Origin of the sequence: Ignisphaera sp., from assembly GCA_038831005.1 — an archaeon.
Taxonomy (GTDB): Archaea; Thermoproteota; Thermoprotei_A; order Sulfolobales; family Ignisphaeraceae; genus Ignisphaera.
In genome coordinates, this window is record JAWBKZ010000003.1 from 157,137 (window position 1) to 180,540 (window position 23,404).

General features: G+C 36.6%; 22 protein-coding genes. 6 read left to right on the forward strand and 16 right to left on the reverse strand.

Annotation, left to right across the window (positions count from 1 at the left end):
- Positions 1 to 4: 4 nt before the first annotated feature.
- The 3 genes from QXK50_04155 to QXK50_04165 are packed head-to-tail and all read right to left on the reverse strand — an operon-like array spanning position 5 to position 2,116.
- Entirely contained in the window at positions 5 to 268 is a 264-nt protein-coding gene (locus QXK50_04155; GenBank protein MEM2008358.1) for a 50S ribosomal protein L23, read from the reverse strand.
- Entirely contained in the window at positions 265 to 1,080 is an 816-nt protein-coding gene (gene rpl4p / locus QXK50_04160) for a 50S ribosomal protein L4 (GenBank protein ID MEM2008359.1), read from the reverse strand. Before rpl4p ends, QXK50_04155 begins: the two co-directional genes overlap by 4 nt.
- Positions 1,081 to 1,087: 7 nt before the next feature.
- Positions 1,088 to 2,116: a 50S ribosomal protein L3 gene (locus QXK50_04165; protein MEM2008360.1), complete on the reverse strand. Its 1,029-nt coding sequence runs from the start codon at positions 2,114 to 2,116 to the stop codon at positions 1,088 to 1,090.
- A 487-nt stretch (positions 2,117 to 2,603) separates the two neighbouring features.
- Here QXK50_04165 and QXK50_04170 point away from each other — a divergent pair, with 487 nt between their 5' ends.
- The gene (locus QXK50_04170; GenBank protein MEM2008361.1) at positions 2,604 to 3,302 is read left to right on the forward strand and encodes a flavodoxin family protein; all 699 of its coding nucleotides are present in this window, start codon (positions 2,604 to 2,606) and stop codon (positions 3,300 to 3,302) included.
- A gap of 94 nt (positions 3,303 to 3,396) precedes the next feature.
- Here the strand turns inward: QXK50_04170 and QXK50_04175 are convergent, their stop codons facing one another.
- From QXK50_04175 to QXK50_04190, 4 genes are all read right to left on the reverse strand, one after another.
- Positions 3,397 to 3,729, reverse strand: a complete 333-nt coding sequence (locus tag QXK50_04175; GenBank protein ID MEM2008362.1) for a ribosomal protein L13e — start codon at positions 3,727 to 3,729, stop codon at positions 3,397 to 3,399.
- 52 nt (positions 3,730 to 3,781) lie between these two features.
- Positions 3,782 to 4,789, reverse strand: coding sequence for a hypothetical protein (locus tag QXK50_04180; protein MEM2008363.1), 1,008 nt, complete (start codon positions 4,787 to 4,789; stop codon positions 3,782 to 3,784).
- Between the two features lie 93 nt (positions 4,790 to 4,882).
- Positions 4,883 to 5,851 carry a TIGR00269 family protein gene (locus tag QXK50_04185; protein MEM2008364.1) on the reverse strand — a complete coding sequence of 323 codons (969 nt, stop codon included), beginning with the start codon at positions 5,849 to 5,851 and terminating at the stop codon, positions 4,883 to 4,885.
- 661 nt (positions 5,852 to 6,512) lie between these two features.
- The gene (locus QXK50_04190) at positions 6,513 to 7,928 is read right to left on the reverse strand and encodes a hypothetical protein (GenBank protein ID MEM2008365.1); all 1,416 of its coding nucleotides are present in this window, start codon (positions 7,926 to 7,928) and stop codon (positions 6,513 to 6,515) included.
- Positions 7,929 to 9,002: 1,074 nt separating this feature from the next.
- Here QXK50_04190 and QXK50_04195 point away from each other — a divergent pair.
- The gene (locus QXK50_04195; GenBank protein MEM2008366.1) at positions 9,003 to 9,686 is read left to right on the forward strand and encodes a hypothetical protein; all 684 of its coding nucleotides are present in this window, start codon (positions 9,003 to 9,005) and stop codon (positions 9,684 to 9,686) included.
- 62 nt (positions 9,687 to 9,748) lie between these two features.
- On the opposite strand, the gene hjc is transcribed toward QXK50_04195, so the two are convergent.
- The 8 genes from hjc to QXK50_04235 form a co-directional block, all read right to left on the reverse strand.
- Positions 9,749 to 10,249, reverse strand: coding sequence for a Holliday junction resolvase Hjc (hjc, locus tag QXK50_04200; GenBank protein MEM2008367.1), 501 nt, complete (start codon positions 10,247 to 10,249; stop codon positions 9,749 to 9,751).
- Between the two features lie 21 nt (positions 10,250 to 10,270).
- Positions 10,271 to 11,821: an ATPase, T2SS/T4P/T4SS family gene (locus QXK50_04205; GenBank protein MEM2008368.1), complete on the reverse strand. Its 1,551-nt coding sequence runs from the start codon at positions 11,819 to 11,821 to the stop codon at positions 10,271 to 10,273.
- 222 nt (positions 11,822 to 12,043) lie between these two features.
- Positions 12,044 to 12,736 (reverse strand): triose-phosphate isomerase, encoded by a 693-nt coding sequence (gene tpiA, locus QXK50_04210; GenBank protein ID MEM2008369.1) that lies wholly within the window; start codon positions 12,734 to 12,736, stop codon positions 12,044 to 12,046.
- 83 nt (positions 12,737 to 12,819) lie between these two features.
- Positions 12,820 to 13,968: a fructose-1,6-bisphosphate aldolase/phosphatase gene (gene fbp / locus QXK50_04215; protein MEM2008370.1), complete on the reverse strand. Its 1,149-nt coding sequence runs from the start codon at positions 13,966 to 13,968 to the stop codon at positions 12,820 to 12,822.
- A gap of 118 nt (positions 13,969 to 14,086) precedes the next feature.
- On the reverse strand, positions 14,087 to 15,895 hold the full coding sequence (locus QXK50_04220) for a ribosome biogenesis/translation initiation ATPase RLI (GenBank protein MEM2008371.1): 1,809 nt from the start codon (positions 15,893 to 15,895) through the stop codon (positions 14,087 to 14,089).
- A 258-nt stretch (positions 15,896 to 16,153) separates the two neighbouring features.
- Positions 16,154 to 16,579 (reverse strand): hypothetical protein, encoded by a 426-nt coding sequence (locus QXK50_04225; protein MEM2008372.1) that lies wholly within the window; start codon positions 16,577 to 16,579, stop codon positions 16,154 to 16,156.
- Between the two features lie 89 nt (positions 16,580 to 16,668).
- On the reverse strand, positions 16,669 to 16,941 hold the full coding sequence (locus QXK50_04230; GenBank protein ID MEM2008373.1) for a MoaD/ThiS family protein: 273 nt from the start codon (positions 16,939 to 16,941) through the stop codon (positions 16,669 to 16,671).
- 32 nt (positions 16,942 to 16,973) lie between these two features.
- The gene (locus QXK50_04235) at positions 16,974 to 17,177 is read right to left on the reverse strand and encodes a 30S ribosomal protein S17e (GenBank protein ID MEM2008374.1); all 204 of its coding nucleotides are present in this window, start codon (positions 17,175 to 17,177) and stop codon (positions 16,974 to 16,976) included.
- 172 nt (positions 17,178 to 17,349) lie between these two features.
- On the opposite strand from QXK50_04235, the gene thsB reads away from it, so the two are divergent.
- On the forward strand, positions 17,350 to 19,011 hold the full coding sequence (thsB, locus tag QXK50_04240) for a thermosome subunit beta (protein ID MEM2008375.1): 1,662 nt from the start codon (positions 17,350 to 17,352) through the stop codon (positions 19,009 to 19,011).
- A 4-nt stretch (positions 19,012 to 19,015) separates the two neighbouring features.
- On the opposite strand, the gene QXK50_04245 is transcribed toward thsB, so the two are convergent.
- Entirely contained in the window at positions 19,016 to 20,512 is a 1,497-nt protein-coding gene (locus tag QXK50_04245) for an ATP-binding protein (protein ID MEM2008376.1), read from the reverse strand.
- A 151-nt stretch (positions 20,513 to 20,663) separates the two neighbouring features.
- Between QXK50_04245 and QXK50_04250 the strand changes: the two genes are divergently transcribed.
- From QXK50_04250 to tgtA, 3 genes are all read left to right on the forward strand, one after another.
- A complete protein-coding gene (locus tag QXK50_04250; GenBank protein ID MEM2008377.1) occupies positions 20,664 to 21,014 on the forward strand; it encodes a DNA-directed RNA polymerase subunit G in 351 nt (116 codons plus the stop codon).
- 144 nt (positions 21,015 to 21,158) lie between these two features.
- The gene (locus QXK50_04255; GenBank protein ID MEM2008378.1) at positions 21,159 to 21,599 is read left to right on the forward strand and encodes an Lsm family RNA-binding protein; all 441 of its coding nucleotides are present in this window, start codon (positions 21,159 to 21,161) and stop codon (positions 21,597 to 21,599) included.
- Positions 21,596 to 23,179 carry a tRNA guanosine(15) transglycosylase TgtA gene (gene tgtA / locus QXK50_04260; GenBank protein MEM2008379.1) on the forward strand — a complete coding sequence of 528 codons (1,584 nt, stop codon included), beginning with the start codon at positions 21,596 to 21,598 and terminating at the stop codon, positions 23,177 to 23,179. The genes QXK50_04255 and tgtA overlap by 4 nt, the downstream gene beginning before the upstream one ends.
- Positions 23,180 to 23,404: the final 225 nt, after the last annotated feature.

A 23,404-nucleotide genomic window follows, 5' to 3' on the forward strand; every position in this document is an offset into this window, starting at 1 on the left:
GATATCATCTAGATAATCTATCGAGTATATCTAGGGCATTATACTCTGGTGCAAGCCTTACATAAGCTTTCTTATAGCCATCTCTATCAATTACAGTATTTACTTTAACAACAGTAATATTGTACAACTTCTCTATAGCCTCCTTTATCTGTTCCTTATCTGCTTCACGCCGAACCTTAAATAAGAGGTAGTTATGTTTTTCAGCTAATCTATAGGCTTTCTCAGTAGATATGACGTTAATTATTATGGATGAGGTATTCGGACTCAAGCTTTTTCCACCGGAAACAAGTGCGATATCATTTCCAGAGCCTTTACTGTGATTATACTCAACCTTCCTGGTAGACCTCCAGGAGCTAGCTTCAATATGTTCAGAGTCATTGGTGTAACGTAATCTGAACCAGGCAAGTTTCTTATAGCTCTCGTTAATGGAGCTTTACTACTTGAAATTATGAAGAGGAGACTTTTAGGCTCTACATAACGTCTTCCACGCATCTTACCTCTACCAGCTCTTATACGTGTCATCTCTTGTGCTCTCTCGATATTTCCCCATAGACCAAGCCTTACCAAGAACTTCTTGAGATCCTTTGTTGCTGATATATCTTCGATACTGTTGACAACTACTATAGGTATGTTCTCTACACTCTTTGGAACCACATAACTTCTCTTGAACACGAATTTAGGATCGGCTAGACCAGCTAGAGAAGACATTATTGCCAACTTCATTTCTTTACGATTTATTTCTTCATGTATTCTCTCCATAACTGTTGGCGCAAATTGTCTTCTACCTCCTCTCACGTTAGGTGCGAAAACAGCTCTACCATTATCTAATCTAGGTACTCTTGCAACACTATAGCCTATACCCCAAGACTCGCCAACACGCCTTTTACCCGCTAAAGGATCTCTACCTTTTGGTTGAAGTTTTGCTGTTAAAGCTGAATGAACTGCTCTACGAATAACATCTATTCTAACGGGTAAACTAAAGACTAGTGGAAGTTCAATTTTATCAACAATATTTCCATCTATATCGACAAGAGTTCCATACTTTTTCTCTGCAGGATATACAATCCACAATCTGTCCATATATACATCACCCAGCTATCTTGCTCTCTAAACTAATGTACTTTATGGTGGGAGGTCCCTGGGGTAACCACTTAGGTGGCCTAATAGGCCATCGGAGGATTATAGGCCTTTTAGGAGAGCCCATAATACTACCTTGCACTACTACGTAAGCTGATCTGACTATGCCATAGTGAGGAAAGCCGCCCGAAGGAGTAACACTGTAACCATCATTACCTATAGCAAGTATCCTCTTATTGTACTCAGTCCTTCTATGAAATCCCATCTGGCCTGGCTGGGGTACAGCAGACATAGCTCCTTCTGCAGGACTTCTGCTACCAACTCTTCTACTACCTTTTCTATGCTTATGCCATTTTGGTAACTCTTTTACGTGAAACCTCTTTATAACTCCTTGGAAACCTTTCCCTTTTGCAACACCTATTACGTCTATGAATTGACCTGGAGAAAACACTTGATCCACAGAAATCTTTTTACCTAGTATACTGACTGTGTAGTCTATTACTTCATCTACAGATTTTCCTCCACCAATTCTTATCTCAATTATATCGGGTTTCTTCTTACTTAATCCTCCAGTATATTTAGGCATTGATGCTGCTATAACGCTAACTTCAGCTATCTTGTCAATATTCTCCTTAATAATCTGCAACCTGCTATCTACATCTCTTGTTGGTCTGTATGTGGAGACTTTGCGCCATATCTCCAACTCTTCAGGGACCTCAACCCATATATCTGTAAATACAGATAGCCCGCCGATACCATTATACTTGTAAGTTCTTAGAGCTATAGGCATCATAGGAGGCGTTTCAATAATAGTTACAGGTACTATGATCTCTTTTCCTTCAGTAATACTACCAGGTCTATCATCTACGATAATTGCGTGAGTCATACCTACCTTATAACCTAGAAACCCCAGAGGTCTATATGATGATAGAGCTACATTAGGCCAGTTTCTGACTCTAGGCACAATTCTACTGGCTCTTTTACGTGGCCTCACTCCTAGACTACCGCGCTTAGGTGCACTAGTCTTTCTATGCGCCATGTATTACTCACACCATAACCTACTTACAATATTATTGTATCGGAACCTTAGACACGACACACTTGCTATTAGCTGGATTTTTTAGCTTTTTTCTTCTGTTGCTCACTAGGCTTTGAGGCACTTGATTGCGCCACAGTTTCTTTCACAATAAATAGGGTTGTTTTCTGGCGACCACCCATAAGCATCAACCTTTTGTAGCAAGTTTCTAGTAACAAGAACGATTTATAAGCTCTAGGTATTTTATAACTCAACCTCTACATTAATTCGTAGGAATCATAAAGTTGCTATTTTCGACTCCATTACATAATATCCTTATACGAATATCATGATACGACTTCGAAAGACCTTCAAGATCTTTGAGCCTATGCTAGCACTAACACTATATAACTGAGCAGTCTGTTAACAATACTTATAAACCCTTACTATATCTAGACAACAATCATAAACAAAGGCAAAGATCTTGCATAGATTCGTTAAGTGATGGATAATGGATAATGATATCAATATACTACTGGTTTCAGCTTCACCAAGAAGATACGGGGCTGTAGGTTTTGTCGAGAAATTCATTATTGAGTTAGGAAAAGAGGTGGAAAAAATAAATATTAATGCTATAAATGTTTACGAATACAACATACAGCCATGTTTAGGTTGCGTATCTGATGATATTAAATTCTGTGTACTTCCATGTATCATAGATGATGATATGAGGAACCTATACAATATCGTATTGAAGAGTGATGGATTTATATTTGTAACACCTATCTATTGGTACAATGTTCCGGGACCACTAAAAAACTTTATAGACAGACTAACGGTTCTAGAAAACGCTATATTCATTGAAGGACGCAGCAAAGTAGAGGGTAAGGTAGCGGGATTCATAGCCGTAGGTAATGATACTGGCGCCTTAGCCGTAATACAGAATCTTATGGCAATAATGAATAGTTTCGGTATCACAATACCACCCTGGGCTCTAGCTTACCATGAATCAGAAGAAGATCCTGTGTATAATGAAAAATTTGTACTTGATATAGCTAATGTCTTAAGATGTGTTGTCCTTATGGTGAAACTCCTAAAAGGAAAAATATATCATGTAGAATACTGGTATAGAGCTGACACTGATTACATCTCTACTACAATGAAAATAGCTAGAAGAGTTTATGATATGCTTCTAGATGAGATTAATTAATGAATTTCATTATGATAGATATCATCAATTGCATAAAGATAGTTGTAGAAATACTTCAGGAACTACATTTCTATACTAGAGATAAATGCTCAATTTAGCCTTTAGGCTCAGAGCCAGATCCCTTTACTTCTTGTTTGACTACCAATTTTGCAGGTTTAGTTTTCCTAGCATTAATTAGATCAGAAATTTGATTTACAATATTTCTAAGGTTTTCGACATTATTTTTGTGGATACTACGCCTCTTTGGATCTATAGGTATGTTGAGTTGTTTAGCTAGATATGGTGTAAGGCCTGCTTCTTTTATTTCACCAATACTATATCCTCTCCCTACTCTAAACACCGTAGCCATCCCCCTATATTTTGTTATCCTAGGCATCTTAGCCGTGGGAGGAGGTATTACAATTATTACTATATTTTCGTTAGTCATTATCTGCACCATAGATTACCAATGATTTCTAGCTTATAAGCTGTTCTTAAACTTATTCTTTTATCTTGATAGGTATGTCCTGTTCGAATAACTGGTATGCTTTAGACCAAACTATACGTAAAACGACACCGTTAGTCTTTACATTCGCTTGTTTAATACTCTCTATACCGATTTCGTAATCCAAATGTTCCTGGGGCTCTAAGGACTTCAACGATACTCTATATATAGGAATACCATGTCTAATTATTAGTAACTCTAGTTTATCACTTCTACTGTTACCTACATTTGTAAGCCTAAACTTTATTGCCGATTTTTCAATTCTCAGATCCTCAACAACTATTTTTGGAAACTCTGAGTACCTAAAGATAGTGCATGAGAATATGTGTCTTAGATTCTCATTATCACTGATTATGCGAAACGCTGTAACGTCATTTCTGTCCAGTTTCACTTCAAAAACATTGTATCCTTTAAACAACTTTATCTTTTTCTCGCCACCATATGTAGCTACATTTAGTAAGCTATTTGATGGAGATGTCACTCCCATATTCAAAAGAATTTCGTTGGCTTTGAAAGATGGAACAATAGTGAGTGGTTTTTGAACTGGATTAACTAATGTATACGGATCTACTTCACAGTACATATGTATATGAAAACCTTTATAACGTAAGAGCGCTACTAGTGTTGCACCATCTAGATATATGTAACCTTTTGCATTACATAATATCCTTAGCAAAACGTCATTACTGTTCACAATTTTCGAGACATCATATACGAAAACAGCCTGCGTATAGTCTTCATTCACCGTCTTCTCTATATGTGGTTTAAATTCTCGTGTTAGGATTACGTTGTTGAGAGCTATTTTCCACTTCATAACATCGATATTTACCGATCTAGTAATTGAAAGAATTAGATAAGCCGCCTCAATTTCAGGGGTAGGTAGACTTATTTTCGAGATAATGGATTCTTTATTTTTACTATTATTGCAAAGCACCTTATCCTCAACAAAGTTATGCACATAGTACACAGTATCAGTATGTTCTCTTTGAATTACTATTGCCACCTATATACACCGCATTAATGCTTTACCAGAAACCTTAGATATTTTTATAGACTTAAAAATTACCATAGTAATGCCATGCAAATCGATATAAGTTTAGTATAATTTATGCAATATTTTCTTGATATCTTCGACAAGTTCGCAGAACTTACATATCGATCTATTTGGTGATGTTGGTTCTCCACAAATTTTACAGGTAGGTAAAGCTATACGTGGTTTCACGAGTATGTTGGCTATTGTGTTGTCCAAGAATTCTAAAAGCTTTAGCTGAACACCTGGATAAAGCTTCTCTAGCTCAATCAATACATCTCTAACTTTTGTTCTGAGTGTAGGTCTTGTTACTATATAGGGACATTCATATTCTTGAAAAGTATATCCAAGTAGGTATGCATAATATGTAGATTCATATTCGTATATACTTCTTAATGGTTTAACTCTCTTAACCAGTTTGTCGCTATGTGTTTCACTTAATGGATGGAGTTGTGCAAGCCTCATTACATCACCACGTATAATGTTTATAATATATGTCTGAATCTCGTCATCAAGATTATGTCCAGTAACCACTTTGTTTGCTTTTAGTTCTCTTGCATACATGTTTAAAATTCTTCTCCTAGCTATTCCACAATAAGTACATGCAGATATAGAGTACACATTGTTTTCTTTAGCGTATTCTAGATAAAACTTCATAAACCTATCAACACTAAAGCCTAGGATTTTCTCCATAGATACATAAATACAGTCTACACCAATATCTGAACAGAATTTTCTTACCGCAATATACATATCTTCACGTGTATAGCCAGCTATACCTTCATCTATCATTACACCAATTATGTTGTTAGGATTAACTATTTCTGAAAGTATATGTAGTACAACATAACTATCTTTGCCACCAGAGACTCCTACAACTACCCTATCTCCAGAACTTATCATAGAATAACGTGATATCTGTTCTTTAACTCTATAACGTATATCATTAATGAAACATTCTCTACATAGCCTTCTTCCACTATGTTTCTGAAAAAATATGGCTTGATTTTTGCCACAGACGCTACATATGACCATATATTGATATCCCACTTAACCATAATCGATTAATACATGATACTAATTATCTCTATCACTATGACTAATCTACTGACCTCCTCCCAGTCCTAAAGGACGAGGGTTCTGGGGAGATTTGGAGCTACATTCCCGTTCTCGGGATTCAGCCCTGCGCCTGGTCTTAGCGCATTACCCCACACATAGGGGGCTCAGGGATATGGTTTCTCGATATGGTTTCTCGATACCTAAAGAATACAGAGCTTATAAACCTTACCACGTTATCCCCGCCCTAAAGTGATGATAGAGTACTACAATGCACTAAATGCGGATTCATAGGCAATAGAGACGTAATTGCATGTATAAACCTGTTCTACAGATACACAAGATGTGGGGTGCTAGGGGTGCTCCTGAACGCCTCCAAGCCCGATGAGAACCCGAGCGAGATGTAGGGAAACAGAGATGAGGCAAGGAAATCAACCAACATAAACCTGCATCAGAGCTGAACCAAGATAGCGTTGAAAAGTTCACCGAAAAAGAATGTGCTAGAGGAGCGCTTGGAATGATAGAACACGGGTGGATGCTCTTATCTAGCATCATCAGGAGAATTCAAGTGATGTGATAAAGCTCCGAGGAGGTCAGTGAACTTTATGAAAAAGTGTGTTTAAAAATTAAAAGGACCTTATTAAGACCTTATGTAGACAGAGTAGCTACTGTCCCGAAGATATGCCTGGAACGCAATGTTTACGCTGTCTCCAGTGTTTAGTTCCATGTAGAACGACTGGTATATTATCATCGGCATGACTCCGCCTGGTTTGTTTGGATCAAGGAAGCCAAATGAGCTTGGCTCTACAGTAAACACCATATTGTTTAAACGGCTTTCACTAAATCCGCCCCTCTCAACCCAGTGCCTTACTCTAACTCTACCCATATCAGGGTTCGTGTGATCCGTCACAGTGAAATATGGAGCGTAGGGCTCGGTAAAGCCTGTACTGTAGGATACAGAGACCTGCATATTTCTGGTACCAGCGCTAATACCAGCTGACATAGAGTATTGTATTGTACGAGCCGAACCTACATTCTTAGGTTGCCAGTCGTCTAGAACCTGACCAGGCCACGTATCAGTTCGCCAGTGTATAGTGGTTTCGAAGAGCCTAGGGTAGTGATTATAGGTTTGCCAGGTACACGTTGTTTTAAATCCTACACCAGCATGCATTGTGTACACGTACCATACGTGGTATGTAACTCCAGTAGCTGCTGTGACATTACCATAATAGTACCTAGTGTAAACATACTGCCTCCCGGTTTCTTCGCCGCAACCTCTTCCGTACGTTGAATTCGTGATCCACCCTATGTACCCCAGTAGTAGCATATTAGTGGGTCCTGAGACCATACTTTGATGCGGTATGCGTGCTTCAGGTGGAATCTCGCTCTGAGATAGTAGCTCACTCCACTCTAGTACAGCACCAAGTACTATGTGAAAGTCCTTAACGCTGAGGGTCTCAACAATTATTAATCCAGGGGGATCAGCTGTGAACACTATCATATCTGCACTCTCAAGCACCGGGTGAATGAGCCCTATTCCAAGCTTATCATTGTTTACAGGTTGATCAGGGCTTAGAGGGATAATGGGTTCAACTCCAATGGAGCCTAATGCTTTGAGAACAGCAGAGTATGAGTCTACAGCCTCAGCCTCTAACCCCCTTACCTTGGGATCTATGTTCAAGTATGCTACAGCACATTTTCTGCAAGTACTTAGAATCCTTGTTAGAAGCTCTGTGTACCAAGGTAAGTTCTTCGCAACCCTCTTTGAGTGAACAAACACTAGGGATCTCTCGAGCACAGCTTTATCACGGTCCAGTTGCTTCACGGCTTTATCAAGTCCTACATTATTCAAAAGACTCAGGAATTCGGGTGACAAGTACTCTACGTAGTAGAATGAGACTTCTTTCGCAAGATCTCCCAGGTCAGCCTTGAACACATAGCTATTCACATCATTAGTGTGGAAGATAGGAGAAGAAGGGAATATGGTGAACACAATTGTGATTGTTACAAGTATTACTGCTGAAAGTACATATAGGATTTTACCCCGCGGTTTCACAGTTCCACCTGGCTTATGAATTTTATTTTCCCTATTTATAAATTTTACTTTATGTAATTTTTACTTTTACAAATTCTCTCCCTCTTTTTCCATAGGGTTGCCTCCTCCTATGTTCAACTATGTGGAGAGTTCAAAGAGATATCATCAGAGGTCTGCTTAATGTTCGGCGAGAAAGCCTCCGAACAGGGTACTGAGCTTTCTTCGAGCCTCACTTTTGGCGATGTTTATCTAATTCTACACAACCTTCTCCGAGCTTACTTAGAGGTGGAAAAGAACGTTTGATCGCAGTGCATAAACTACATTCCATTATATGTACGATACGCTCCAAACCGCGGTGTACATGGTCTCCGAAACTTAAAAATAGGTTGAAGTGATCGGAGAAGCCTATTGTCAGCGACGATTTATTACAGAGGATACTTACGAGAAAGCCTGCATCGAATAGCGTTAAGCTATAAAAGAAGTGTAGAATCCTCCAAGAAGTTCCAGGTGCTCCTCCGCTATGTAGCGAAATGCGCTTTTTATAAAGTTCACCCACGTGGTTTCGAGCATCTTAAGAAAGTCTAAGAAAGGAGTTTGTTTGTCTGTAATTGAAGTTCTCTGGGAGTGAGAGAATTTCAAGCTAGTTAAGAGTTCCTAGAGCATGTGATGAACCTGCGTTAGGGGGTTTAAAGCAGAATGCACTAGATGTGAACAATGATTTACCCGAATACCTAGTACTTCCTGAGGGATGGAGGTTTGGTAAATGAAAATCGTGGTACCTCTGCACGTTTCCGAGATCTGGATAGCTAGATACTCAGCTAACCCCTTGAAACGGCAAGGCTTTTGGGATTGTAAAGCTTATGATTTTGTGTATAGATATGTATACCAATGATCATGAATTAGAATGTTTCTTAATAGCCATAGAATGCATTATGACAGGAGGTATATCTGAAGTGTTTATATTTACAGATAATGATAGTGTACTATTGAGGTATTACTCTACAAATTGAGTCTCACAATAAGACGTATCTATATTAACATATATATTATAGGAATATGTGTGAAGTGTATAGTAATGTGTAGGTATCAATAGTTATGACGATAAAGCCTATAGATATGATTATTCTTGATGCTTATCAAAGATATGGTCAGAAACTCTACATAGTTCTGTCTACGGCAATAAAAATAACAAAAATGAATAGATTGAAGGGAACTAACACTCTTGGCGACTTTGAGTATAGATCTCTCGTAGAAGAACTTGAGAAAACTAACTTTAGCTATAACCCTTCTATGATGTTAAGAGCTCTAGAAAAAGAATATGGAATTATAGAGACAACATACAAATCAGGTAATCAGCGATGGTATCGATTTAAAGATTTAGAAGAAATAGAAAGAGCGTTAAACTCGGTTGCTGGAATAGTTGCAGATGTTGATGAACCTGAGGTAGTGATGCTTAAGATACAGATGAAGAGTCTTCAGCTAGGTTACTGGCTTAAAAAACTAAAACACATGAGTATAAAGCAGAACATTAGTACAACTGATGTAGAGGTGTTTAGACGATTCGCATTTGATGTTTTACCAAAGCTTGTACATATATTAAAGAAAGCAGAAGAATACGAAGATCAACTCTATGTTGAAATAAATATGCTGAAAGAAATCTTAGGATTAGCCACTATTGTAGCAGATAGAGTTGATCTAAGTAAAACTATAAATGATACGGGAGTTGGTATCAGATTAAGAACAGAATATGCAGATATAACAGAATATTCACAAACTTAGTCTAGAAGCTTATCAGCTAAACAATACTTATGATATGATTACGGTACAATAGATATTGATTGTTATACGTCATCATAACCATCTTTAATATGAATAGAAGATTTAGAAGTGTATGCATCTAGACTTACATTTATCCTCTTTCTAAGATACTCTATAAGGTCTTCTGCATTCTTTATCATCTCTTTATCTATTCTTATTTTCTCACTAGATACTTCTACAGTATTGTTCATGATGATATCGAGAGGTATTATTTTCCATGAACGTAATTCTGCTACCTTTACAGCAATAACTGCTTCACCTTCAGCTCGTCTAGCAAATTCTTTTAGTTTTTCAATTTGTGTTCTATCTATATAGATGTGATCTAGTTTAGATCTCTTCTTAACTTCTATCACAAAGATGTGTCTATTTTTGATGGCTACAACATCTGGATATACACTTCTCCTGATTTTAGCACCACTAGCTGGACCTCTTACAACAGCAAAACCTAATTTCCACAGCTTCCTTACGAGCTCTCTTTCAGCACTTATTCCACGTTGTCGTCTCTTTGGAAGATTCTCTTGCAATACACCATCACTATAACGATTTTATGGTATTCTGATTTCGATTTCGTAGCCCATTTTATTTAACCTCTTTTTAATCCGTTTGATAGATTTTAGTACAGTTTCTGTATATAGTGACTTAGGTATGTTTAAGATTACGATTTTGTTGTTCACCTCTATATCTGCATATGGAATATATTTCTTCACAAGTTCAGCAACATGTTGTGATTTCTGTTCTTTCAAAACCTTTTTAACTGGTACAACAACTGTTTGTTCACCAAATACATATATCTCATACTCAAGTTCTCCTGATAAAAAGTCTTTAACCTCTACTACAGGTCTAGCCAAATCAGCTTCACGCAAACCTGTGGGAAGCTTTACAGTAAGTCCAACTTCGTATATTTTAGATGCCGAACCTTTCTCTATAAATATAACGGTATCTATAACACTAGGTATCATACCTATGTCAACTCTACCTATAAACCTTTGTATAGCATCTATCGGAGATGTAGCATGCACTACTCCTATCATACCTATACCTGCTAATCTTAAATCAACATATATCTTGAAATCTTCATCATCTCTCATTTCATCAAATACTGTATAGTCAGGTCTACTAAGGAGAAGAATGTCATGAAGCTCTCTTGATGATGCATAGAATTTCGAGTATTGAGACACAATTGGTGGTAGCTTCATATCTCTTGGAGACTCTATTGTTTTCACAATTTTTCCTTTACGGCTATAGTATTCTGCTAATGCCTGAGCAAATGTAGTCTTACCCATACCTGGTGCTCCTGCTATTAAGATACCTTCTGCCCTCTCATCTAATCTCTTCACAACCTTAGATGGCAAGCCGTAATCCTCTAACTTTAGCCTAATTATTGGTTTTGTTACCGTTATCTCATACCCTGTACCTATAGGTGGCATAACGATAATTATCCTATAATCTCTAAGCTGTAGCAACATTACTCCTTTACTTTCTATCTCTATAAATCCTTCACCAGCTTTTGTCCGTCTAACTATCTCTTCAATTAACAACTCAACAATATCTCTCGACTGAGGCTTTTCGTCTACTACAGCTAGAACCCATTCACCAGGACGTCCCTTCTTTGCAAGAATCGGGGATCCTTCCTTTATGTGGAGGCTTAGAGTATTGCGATCAAAATATTTCTCAAACCAGAGTTCTTCGTCAATAGATCGTTGAAGCAAAACAACATCTATGCCCATTATTTCACATAATGTTTTCTGCATTTCGCTATGTGTTAGGATCTTTGCACCAATCTTCTTAGCTAATTCTCTAGCTAATTGATCTAATAGAGAAACGTCATTTATGGTATCTACGCGGTACCCGGAATCTATAAACGATATCTCTATATCGTTCTCATTTCTAGCTATGCTTATAGTATTGTACACCTCTTGTATGCAGAGTAACCCTAAAGCACTTCCTTGTAGAGCTTTATTCTCGAAATAATTTATGAATTCTCTAGGTATGACTATCCTGCCTTTTATATGTTTTTCCTTCACGATTCTAGACAAACTTCTCTCTATTATTATAGTAGTATCAGGTACATAGAGATCCTCAAACGCTATCTTCATTTGGATACCCTATTCTTAGCTTATGTAGTGGATATGTTGAACAACTTAAAAATAGATTAGAAACGATTAACTCTGTGTAAGCCCATAAACCATAACATAATCCAATAATGGGTAAAGCATAAACCCATGACTAGTACAAAAGGATTTGAGTAACAATATGGAATCTCCAGCATCCTTAATAATGAAAAGGGTAAGATTATTTGTCAAAGATGGCGAAATGCTTTACCTACTAATTGAATATGATTTATAAGCTGATTCAGCCATATCTCTTATAACTTTTGAAGGATCTTTAGCTTTCATTATAGCTGACGCCACCAGAACACCTGCTGTTCCAAGCTTTATTGCGGCTTCTACATCTTCTGCAGAAGATATTCCCGCACCTGTGAGTATTATTACCTCTTTATTAACTTCTCTAACCTTTTCTACAGTATTTGTAACTACCTCTGGTTTAGCTTTAGAGACAGCTACGCCTGTCCCTATAAGCTCTGGAGGTTCTACAGCTATTGCTGTAGGTTCTAGTGTAGCTATAGCTGCAGCCGCTATAGGCGTATCTGCACATACAAGCGTTTCAAGGTTATACTTTCTCGCATTTTCAACTATTGCAACAATTTCATCAAGTCTAAGTCTATGTTCACTATGATTAACTAGTACACCTTTAACCCCTATATCTTTAAGAGCTGATATAGGAAGCCAACCAGTATATGCACCAAAATCGTATGGATCGGCATGTTGAGCATATACAGGAATAGAGATCTCTTTAATCATGCTCCTTAATTCTGTAGCCGGAGGTACAACTATAACCTCTATACCAAATTCTCTTGCTACTTTTTCAGCATATTTAGCTATATCTATTGCTTTAGACCCAAAAGATGTATTGTAAGCTTTATAATTTATTGCCAGTACGGGAGGCTTCATACACATTACCCCATACAAGAGGATTCCATTGTTTAGATTAAAATGACCTTCATTAATTAAATACGAAACATAAAAAAGATATATTACTCCAGTAGTTCTGTCTTAACCTTAGGTCCCTTAACTTGATATAGTTTAGCTTCTGTGAATCTATCCTGTAGTTTCTGTAGTACTTGTGGTAATGTAGTGTACTCCATTTCCTCAGGACCAAGTCTATGCGGCATAAATGGTCCATGTCTTCTCATGTATTCTGCTACTGTTTGGGCTAATCTTCTAGTCTCATCAAATGCGGGATCATCAAAGAGATCTGCCGGCCCTATAAGTCTTCCATTCTTTATCTGGAACCCTAATGCTACAACTCTTGGTGGACCATCAAATCTTGTGCACCTGGCATTACGTTGACCCACGGGCATTAATGGTCCAAAATGACTTCCTCTCATCCAACCTGCCACAAGATGTGGAAATGCAAAAGCCTCTATAACTTCTCCAACTGCTGGAAAACCTGACTGAGCTCTAACAATAGCCACGGGATCATCTTTACCTACATACTGACCCGCTATAAGATTCAGTCTCTCTACAGCAACAACTGCACCAATTTCATTATCACTCTTCCTAAATATCCTCCTTATAACAAATCTTCCTGGTGTACCTATAAGAGCTAGAAGATCGTACATCTCTTCAGGAGAATTAAGAACAACATACTTGCCAGCTATAACATCGTATACTTCAAACTTAAACCCATCATGAATCTTTGGATCTATGACTAGCCCTGCTGTATTGAATGGATCTGCAAATACTCTGAAGAGTGGAAGGTTAAAGGCACCGGGCTCAGTCTTATCGGCCATAAAGACTATTACCGGTTCCGAGGGTCTTTCCACAAACTCCATCTCAGCTGCCGATGGACCCAAACCTCTAACGTTTCCAGAGAACGCATCTGTAAGCAAATCTTGTCCTGCAGCATAAAGCCCTAGTTCTTTGGCAACTCTAGCTGCTTCCTTGAACGCATTCCAAGCTGTTTCATGAACCTCAGAAGCATCAACACCTTTTCTATGAGTCATTATCAGCTCTAGATCGTCTCCAACATGTGTTATGTAATAGTCTGTTAATATACCTTTACTTTTTGCTTCAGCAAGAACTTTAGCGGCTGCAGCCATGGTGTCTGGATGAACCATGTGGTGTCCTGCTAATGAACCTATATCAGCCTTAATAACTGAGATAGTTGTTTTTTCACTCATTTAATTTACACCGATTTCCGTACATGTACTATTAAAAATAAATTTTACTAATATATTGAGTTTAACCGTATATAAAGTATACACCATATGGGAACCGATTTCCACTAAGTTAATTAAGTTAATCTAGATAAAAGTATTGTCCTATAGATTTCTGATATCTATCTAGATAACTATTTGGTTTATTTATTCTAGGTCTACCTGATTGAGGATCTCTCCTCATAGTTATATTGAGTTCTTTCAAGAAGTTATTGAATGTTCTAGCAACAACATCCGGAGCATTTCCGTAACCCTTTGAGCCGGGGATTCCTGAAAAGAGCATAAGTCTATCTACAGCATAGTCTATGAACAACACATTGTGGTCAACAACAAATATTGATGCCTTTCTTATTCTTGCTACACGCTTTATTACTCTAGATACCGACAACTGGTCTTCTACATCTATATGTGATGACGGTTCATCTAGAAGATATATATCGGCTTCCTGTATTAGTGTACGAGCTATATGGAATTTTTGTAGCTCGCCTCCACTTAAGATGGATACCTCTTTAGACATTAACCTATCCAGATTAAGTCGCTTAATTATTTCACTATTCATCCAGTTGTCTTCATCTAGAGCATCCTTATTTGTATTCTTTAAGCATTCTTCAACAGTTGTACAACCTTCTATCTGTCTTGGAAGATATTGAGGTTTATAGCTTAACTTAAGGGCTACGGTTGTTGTATAACCATCATCAGGTTTAATTTCGCCTGCAAGAGTTCTTATGAATGTCGTCTTACCTATGCTGTTAGGACCTACAATACCTATAACTTCACCTCTATGTGCTTCTCCAGGCTCTACGTAGAGCTCGAAATTGTTTAGCCTCTTCTTAATTGCTCCCCAAGAGCATAATACCTCGCTATATTCTATTTCTTTCTCATTTCTAGATTCATGTAATCTAAATGTTATGCTCTCAGATCTTATTTTCATATTTTCAGAAGGTAAGAAACCCTTTAAATAGTAGTCTATACCAGCATTAGTTGGGTACAGATTTGAAAATATGCCATAGGTACCTGGCACACCATATGTTATAACAACATTGTCAGCTATATAGTCTAGGAATGTTAAATCATGATCTACGATGAATACGTACCTATTGCGGAGCACAAGTTCGTCTAATGCTTTAGCAAGTACTACCCTTTCTTTTATATCTAAATAGCTAGTAGGTTCGTCAAACAGATATACATCTCCCTCTCTCATTAATGCAACAGCTATAGCAAGCTTCTGTAGCTCCCCTCCACTTAAGATGCTAATATCCTTGTCAACAATGTTTTCCATATTTAATACTGATATAACGTCCCTAAATAATCCACGTTCATCAACCTTTGCCAGAATCGACTTTACGCTATCCTTTTTGACATATTTAGGTATGTACTCTATGTACTGGATCTTATGAACTATCTTTATATTTTGAGCATAAAGGTTAGCAAAGTATTCATAGAATTGTGTACCTTTAAATTTATCAAGTACAGAATCTATCTTTGCTTCATCTTCATATTTACCAAAGTTCGGGATAATGTTACCAGACAATATCCTTAAAGCTGTTGTCTTACCTGCACCATTGGGTCCTATGATTGCTATAAACTTTCCTCTTATGGGAACAGGTAGACCATATAATTTAAATGCATTAGGTCCATATCTATGGATAAGCTTTTCCTCTATTTCTTCTGGAAGATTCACTATCCTTATTGCAGCAAAAGGACATTTTTTAATGCATATACCACAAGCAATACATTTATCCTCATATATGAGTGGTTTTCCATTCTTACTCTCACTAAGATCTATTGCTTTATAAGGTCTTGTTCTATTTATTGGACAAAACCTAATGCACGGTATACCACATTTCTGTGGATTACAAAGTTCGTAATCTATTGAGGCAACCCTAACCATTAATTGTTAACCTCTCTAGAAACCTAACCTGGTAGTTAAAACAGCAAAAAAATGCTTTAGTCATATGCCCGAGGTTGTCACCATTCTTCTTCTTCCCACTCTTCCTCTTCTTCCCACCATTCTTCTTCTTCCCACTCTTCCTCAAACATCATTTATCCACACCTGCATTAGCTTCACAAAACCAGGATTTAAAAGTATTTTCTGTAGTTAATTCATTAATATGTTAAACATAACACAGAGAACATATATCCATAAACCCTAATCCTTAATCAATAGATTGCTACATCCGATAATCCCTAATACCATCTTATCATATTCAATACTATTAAATATATTAGTTCTGTCTTTACCAATCTTTGTCTTTAGGTAGTTAACGTAAAATTGATTTAGATATGAATCATAAGTCTCGTACAAAAAGCTGCATTTAGCATCCTTTAAAACATTCCTTAATACTTTTGAGGCACATTCATTAATTGAATAAACAAGTAAAAGTTTATGACCTTCTGAAAATCTTGGGAGATACTCATTCAGCACTGTATGTATCTGTCTTTCTGCGAAAAACCTTATATAGAATTCTAGCTCCGGTTTTCTTGCCACATTTTCCTTGGTCTCCATAGCTTTAACTGTATTGAAGAAAGCTAATACAATGCTTTGCCATGGTGCCTTAATTCCTTGGAGTAGCAAGCATAGTTTCACCCCATAGCATAATTCATTAACTTTTGTACAGATTTCTTCATCATGATCTGATTCACATTGAATAAACGCTAACGATATCAAATGGATCCTCCATGAGCTATAGGTATGATTGTTATAGTATCCTCGTTTTTTACTACAGCATTGTCTATTTCACCATAAACGTTAACATCAACATCGTTAACTAATATCAAGTATTCATTTTGAAGATCTCTACTATTAATTATACTTTTGAGCTCAGGTACTCTATTAGCAAGCCTAGTGAGAAAGTTATGTAAAGGTTCTTCATCATGGATCTCTACATCTACTTCAGGTAAACCTATTCTCGATTTTAAATGACCTAGGAATCTCACCTTGACTATTTATGTCACCCTTTAGCTCCAAATCATGATTCTGTTTGTCTCTGCCTTAGTTTTACTAAGTGCGTAATATATCCTGCAATCTGATTACGTAACTTTCTGGACTTTGTATTAACCAATTTAGATACCAACTCTTTGTTGTATTGAAATTCTGGCTTGAACATATCTGGATACAATGTTAGTAGTTTTCGTGCAGTTCTTTTCACTATGCCTATTCTAACTTTACCCATGGTATCACCATATTCAGTATGTTATTACATTACTCCATAGTGGTTGTGTACAGACGTACTCTGTAGACCTAAACCAGCTCTAAGCTTTTAAAGGTTTCATGGAAATAAATATGTTATTTTCATTAAAATTTATATAGAACCTCTGTAGATGAACGTTATTCGGTGTAGGTATATGGCTCAACAAGCTTTACCACCCTACGAACCCACAGGCATACCTGTAATAATATTGAAGGAGGGATCCAGTAGAACTACTGGACGTGATGCACTAAGAGCTAACATGATGGCCGCCATAACAGTGACTGAAATGATAAAAACTACATATGGACCTAGAGGAATGGATAAAATGCTTGTTGATGCATTAGGAGATGTGACAATAACAAATGATGGTGCTACTATATTAGACAAAATGGATGTGCAGCACCCGGCAGCAAAAATGCTAGTTCAGATAGCTAAGGGACAAGATGAAGAAGCTGGTGATGGTACTAAGACTGCTGTAATAATTGCAGGTGAATTACTGAAACGTGCTGAAGAACTTCTGGATAAGGGTCTACATCCTACAGTTATAGTTAGCGGATATAAGAAGGCTTTAGATTATGTATTAACGATAGCCCACAACATAGCTGAAGAGGTTGATGTAGAGAATTCTTCAGCTGATGAAACACTAAAGAGTGTTGCTATTTCATCCTTAACTAGCAAAGCAGTACATGGTGCGCGAGAGTACATAGCAGAACTAGTCGTTAAAGCTGTTAGACAGATAGCTGAAAAGAGGGGTGAGAGATGGTATGTCGATATAGATAACGTTCAAATAATAAAGAAGAAAGGTGGAGGTCTACTAGACTCACAATTAGTATATGGTGTTGTTCTAGATAAGGAGGTTGTTCATCCAGCTATGCCTAGAAGAGTAGAAAAAGCAAGAATAGCTTTACTCGATACACCTCTAGAAATAGAGAAACCAGAAATTGATGCAGAAATAAGAATAAGTGATCCTACTCAAATGCGTAGATTCTTGGAAGAAAAAGAAAACATACTCAACAGTTATGTTGAGAAGATTGCTTCTGTTGGTGCTAATGTTGTTATCTGCCAGAAGGGTATTGATGATGTTGCTCAGCATTATCTAGCTAAGAAAGGTATTATGGCTGTTAGAAGAGTCAAGAGAAGCGATATGGAGAAACTAGAAAGAGCTTCGGGAGGTAGAATAGTTAGTAATATTGAAGATTTAACAGAAAAAGATCTAGGTGAATGTGAATTAGTTGAAGAAAGAAAGGTTGGCGAAGATAAAATGGTATTCATAGAGAACTGTAAGAGTCCTAAATCAGTATCGATAGTTCTTAGAGCAGGTCTAGAGAGACTCGTTGATGAAGCAGAAAGATACACTAAAGACGCTTTAAGTGCTGTTGCAGACATCTTTAGGTTGCCTAAGATAGTGTATGGAGCTGGAGCCTTCGAAATTGAGCTTGCTAAACATGTAAGAGATTATGCTAATAAAGTTGGAGGTAAGGAGGGTTTAGCTGTAGAAGCATTTGCAAGAGCTATAGAAGGTATTGTTGAGACTTTAGCAACAAATGCTGGTCTAGATCCCGTTGAAATAATTATGAAGCTTAGAGCAGAACACATGAAGCCTGAGGGCAAGTACATAGGATTTAATGTATTTACTGGCGAACTAATAAATGCAAAGAAGTTAGGTATAATAGATCCTCTCTTAGTCAAGTTATCTGCACTAAAAGCAGGAACCGAAGCCGCTACTCTAATCCTCAGAATAGATGATGTAATAGCAGCCTCTAAGAGGAAAGAGGAAGAAAAGAAGAAGGAAGAAAAGAAGGAGGAAGAAAAGTAAACATCTACACCCTAACTATTTTTACAAGTATAGGTTCAGCTAGCTCTGGTAAAACAACTAATGCTTCACCAGGCTTTAGTGCAGAAATCATTTTTTTATGTTCTTTTCTAAGTGGTATGACAGATAAAACTGTCTTTACATCACTAGAGGACTTCAACGAATGAATAATCTTCGTATTGGTATTCTTAAGTACTACAGATGATAGCATTGAAGGAGCTTGAGTAATTGTGACGAAACCTATGTTCCATTTCCTCACTTCGGCAACCAAGTTAGACACAGGATTCCCCGAATATAGTACGTTGTGAGCTTCATCAACTATTATCAATATTGGCTTCACAATATTGTTGTATTGAGCCTTAATCACTATGGATCTAATCAAAAGAGATGATAAAACTCTCTTTACCCTGGTATTCGGTATATGTGATATATCAAATACATATATCTTTTCTCTATCGATAACTATTTTCTTAAGTTTGTTCCAATATATCTTTAGGTAATCACTTGAAAGTGGCTTTAGTTTTCTTAACAATGCTTCCCTTGACTCTGTAAACCATCGGGCAGATGCAGAACTGTTCTGTACAACATCTATTATCTCATCTATATAGTAACTACTGCTAGTAGTACGTCGAGAAATGATATTTATAGCATCTTCTAGTATATGGGCTTGAGGAGGTGTTAGTTCTAATGCACTTTCTAAAATCTCTAAAAATGATAGAGGTTCTTTCTTTATTAACTCTTCAAAACTTAGGGTCTCTAGGATTGTTCCACTCAATGGATTTGTGTAAACCATATTGTTTTTTGATTGTATGAGTTCTTTGTATTCTCCATGCCAATCCAGTACTACTACGGCATAACCATTCTCAGCAGATTTTTCCGCTATTATTGATGCCGTTGTCGATTTACCACTACCAGTAGAGCCAACAATAGCTATATGTCTAAATATGTGATCATTATTAAGTGTGACAATGATCTTTGAATTGGAATACAAATGACCTAACGATATAGTTCCGTGACTGAATATAGATGATAGATATTCGTATTCTTCAACACTATTAATATTATAAGAAGGATTCACAGATAAAGCATGTAGCTGTACTGAGGTTTCCTCTTTTCCTCTTTTTAAAATCTTAATCAAGTAATTAATTGGGCTCTGTAGACCAAGACATTCGTTAAGTAAAGTTAAAGGATCATCCCTAACTAAACACTTTATTTCACCTTGTCCAAGGGTTTCCACTAATGCACAAATAGTATCTAGTTCTTTAAGTACTTCATCATTTGAATTACACATTACAATAAGATTTGCCTCGACACTATATGGGTTAATACATGTTACAAACATATACTTTCTATTAATTGAGCTCCTATGATTCAGAACGGTAATAATATCTGAAACTCTATCCAGATACTGATCCCCTCTAGCTTTATCACCATCAACAAGCACAAGCTTTAGAGCACCTATGAGGAGATTTCTCCTGTAGGGCTCAATATGTAGTTGAACCATATTATCAGCTTTCTCAAAAAATATGCTAACATTTTTCCTCTTAATTATACTGATCCCAACATATGTAGAGATCTATTAAAGTGGTATTAGATAAAAATATAAACAGTACTTATTGTTCACAGGCTTTAGAATAACTCAGAAGGTAATGAGTATGGAGTTAAGCTGTAAGGTAGTAGATGTTGTGGATTCGTATCTACCAAACGTTAATATACTGAATATTGATTGTGGCATAGCGATAATAAAAATGGATATACATAAAGAACTCACCCTTGCTAAAAAAGGAGACTTAATCAACATAGGTATATACAAATCATTACCATCATATGCTGCAGGTAAGGACTTTTTAGCCCATGGTTACGTTATAACCAAGAAGAAAGATGAGAATCACATAAACATCTACATAAGTTTATGGGGCTATTTAATAGTCATTAAAACTAACGAAAACAGATTAAATGAGTACTTAAATACTATGGATAAAGTATACATAAAACTGTGGAAATAGTTATTAGCAAAAATAATGATAAACACAAAGATGTTAATACATCATAATTTAGGAAATAAAGTAATATTTATGGTATATCATACAGATTAATAATACTTATTATATCTTGTTAAAAATAGATATCGCAACCTAGGTGTGCCCACTATGAGCTATGTCACGAGAAGCGTCTCTGGTGAACTTTCACGTTTAATGGATAAAAAAGTTATAGTGAGGCTGGTAGACGGAAAGGTCTATGTAGGGAAAATGCTGTCGTTCGATCCTAGCACACTCCACATAGTGCTAGGCGATGCAGAAAGTAATGATGGAAAGAAGTTTTACCGCATAATTGTTAGTGGAACAAGAGTTTCTGAGATTCTTATAGAAGAACAACCGCTTTTTGATGCCGAAGAGTTTGCCGCAATTTTGGCATCAAAGTTGGGACTTAGACCCGATGTAATTAAGGTTCTACATGATGTTAATGTAGTAGTAGTATATGACAGGATAAAGGTTAGTGAATCTGGTGTTGAAGGTTCTGGAAGTTTTGCTCAGAGAATATACGAAGTGTATACAGAGTATATAGAAAATAAGAAGAGAGGTGCTAAATAGATTGTTTTGAGGTAAAAGATGTAGATCTCGCAGCTAGAATAGGTAAGATTAAGACAAAACGAGGTGTAATTGAGACACCATATATTTTTCCTGTTGTAGATCCAACTTTAAAGAATCAATTCGTATCTCTTAATGATGTTCGCACCATTGGATTTAACGCTATTATAACTAATGCATACTTGCTTAAGAAGCGATTACAAAAAGTTGAGGAAGTTCATAGTGTTCTGAACTTTGATGGTATAATTATGACCGATTCTGGGGCTTATCAGCTACTTAGATATGGTGATGTAGATGTAACCAATGTCGAGATAGTTGATTATCAGTGTGAAATTGGTAGCGATATAGGCGTGATACTCGATATTCCTACGTCTTATGATGTGTCATATGAAAAAGCGTTAGAAAGTGCCGAAACAACGTTTCAAAGAGCTATTGAAGTGCGGAACATCATTGAAAAATGCACAAACACTCTCTGGACATTACCGATACAGGGGGGTACCCACCTAGAGATTTTGCAAAAATATGCTATAAAATCTGACAGTATAGTTGGGTATGGATATAGTCTATTCGCACTAGGTAGTCCTACGACACTTCTAGAGAACTATATGTTTGATAAAGTTATAGAAATGATAGCCACAGTTAGACCACACATACGTCCCTCATATCCTCTTCACCTTTTTGGTGCAGGTCATCCACTCATTATGCCTTTCGTAATAGCTTTAGGTGTAGATCTTATGGATTCTGCAAGCTATATTCTATATGCTAAAGATGGGCGATACATGACCAGAAAAGGTACCTATGAAGTAGAGGAATTATCGTACTTCCCATGCACATGTCCTGTATGTTCTAAATATACAGTTGAAGAATTCAGTAAATTAGCTAGACAAGATAAATGGAAACTTTTAGCGCTACACAATCTTTACACATTGTTTAGAGAATTAAATGAAGTAAAGGAATGTATTAAAGAGGGAAGACTTTGGGAATATTTAGAGGAAAAAGCGAGATCCCATCCAGCAGCTAAAAGAGCATTTGATACAATTAAAAAGAATCTAGAGTACATTTACAGAAAAAGTCCGCGTGAAAAGCCTAAAGGAAAAGCTCTCTTCATCTTATCTGAAGATTCTATATACAACCCCAAGGTAATGCTAGCAAGAAGAGATATATTTTCCAGAATTCCAAGAATTCCATCAAAAAAGAAATGCATAGTATTTGTACCACTAATAGCCAGGTCATCACCTAAGAAATCACATAAAGCTACCGCAAAAAGATGCAATCTTTATTTCTATTACCCGATACTGGGTGTAATTCCTTACACTTTGATCAATACATATCCATTCTCTCAATTTGAGACGTATAACGAGTTTTCATATAGTGTCATAAAAGACCTAGCTTACATAGTGATGGAATACATAATGAATTTGCACAAAAACTTTATTCACACAATCGAGGTAACGCTATATGTACAGAACAATGTTGAATGGCAATATAAATTTATAGAAATAATTAAAGAATATCTACGAATACTGAATCAAAAAGAAATAGAAATCAAAATATTGAAACTAGACAATAACTCAATGTATTGAAAGTACTTATTCGATTCCAATATATCATTACATTACACAAACAAAATCCACTATAGCATATCTTAGCTAATTAGAACCTCTTACAATATGACTATCCTAATTTTGTATACAATTCAATTAAATTTATTAAAGCTAAAAACGCTACAAAACGGAATACTAGTGGTAGATGATGAAGAAGAGCCGATGTGAAGCCTAAATTTATGATCTTATTATCCTCAGCTGATG

Coding starts and splice junctions, on each gene's coding strand:
- rpl4p (MEM2008359.1), bottom strand. CDS start 1,080: ATGGACAGATTGTGGATTGTATATCCTGCAGAGAAAAAGTATGGAACT.
- QXK50_04165 (MEM2008360.1), bottom strand. CDS start 2,116: ATGGCGCATAGAAAGACTAGTGCACCTAAGCGCGGTAGTCTAGGAGTG.
- QXK50_04170 (MEM2008361.1), top strand. CDS start 2,604: ATGGATAATGATATCAATATACTACTGGTTTCAGCTTCACCAAGAAGA.
- QXK50_04175 (MEM2008362.1), bottom strand. CDS start 3,729: ATGACTAACGAAAATATAGTAATAATTGTAATACCTCCTCCCACGGCT.
- QXK50_04185 (MEM2008364.1), bottom strand. CDS start 5,851: ATGGTCATATGTAGCGTCTGTGGCAAAAATCAAGCCATATTTTTTCAG.
- QXK50_04195 (MEM2008366.1), top strand. CDS start 9,003: ATGACGATAAAGCCTATAGATATGATTATTCTTGATGCTTATCAAAGA.
- QXK50_04205 (MEM2008368.1), bottom strand. CDS start 11,821: ATGAAGATAGCGTTTGAGGATCTCTATGTACCTGATACTACTATAATA.
- tpiA (MEM2008369.1), bottom strand. CDS start 12,736: ATGAAGCCTCCCGTACTGGCAATAAATTATAAAGCTTACAATACATCT.
- fbp (MEM2008370.1), bottom strand. CDS start 13,968: ATGAGTGAAAAAACAACTATCTCAGTTATTAAGGCTGATATAGGTTCA.
- QXK50_04220 (MEM2008371.1), bottom strand. CDS start 15,895: ATGGTTAGGGTTGCCTCAATAGATTACGAACTTTGTAATCCACAGAAA.
- QXK50_04235 (MEM2008374.1), bottom strand. CDS start 17,177: ATGGGTAAAGTTAGAATAGGCATAGTGAAAAGAACTGCACGAAAACTA.
- thsB (MEM2008375.1), top strand. CDS start 17,350: ATGGCTCAACAAGCTTTACCACCCTACGAACCCACAGGCATACCTGTA.
- QXK50_04245 (MEM2008376.1), bottom strand. CDS start 20,512: ATGGTTCAACTACATATTGAGCCCTACAGGAGAAATCTCCTCATAGGT.
- QXK50_04250 (MEM2008377.1), top strand. CDS start 20,664: ATGGAGTTAAGCTGTAAGGTAGTAGATGTTGTGGATTCGTATCTACCA.
- QXK50_04255 (MEM2008378.1), top strand. CDS start 21,159: ATGAGCTATGTCACGAGAAGCGTCTCTGGTGAACTTTCACGTTTAATG.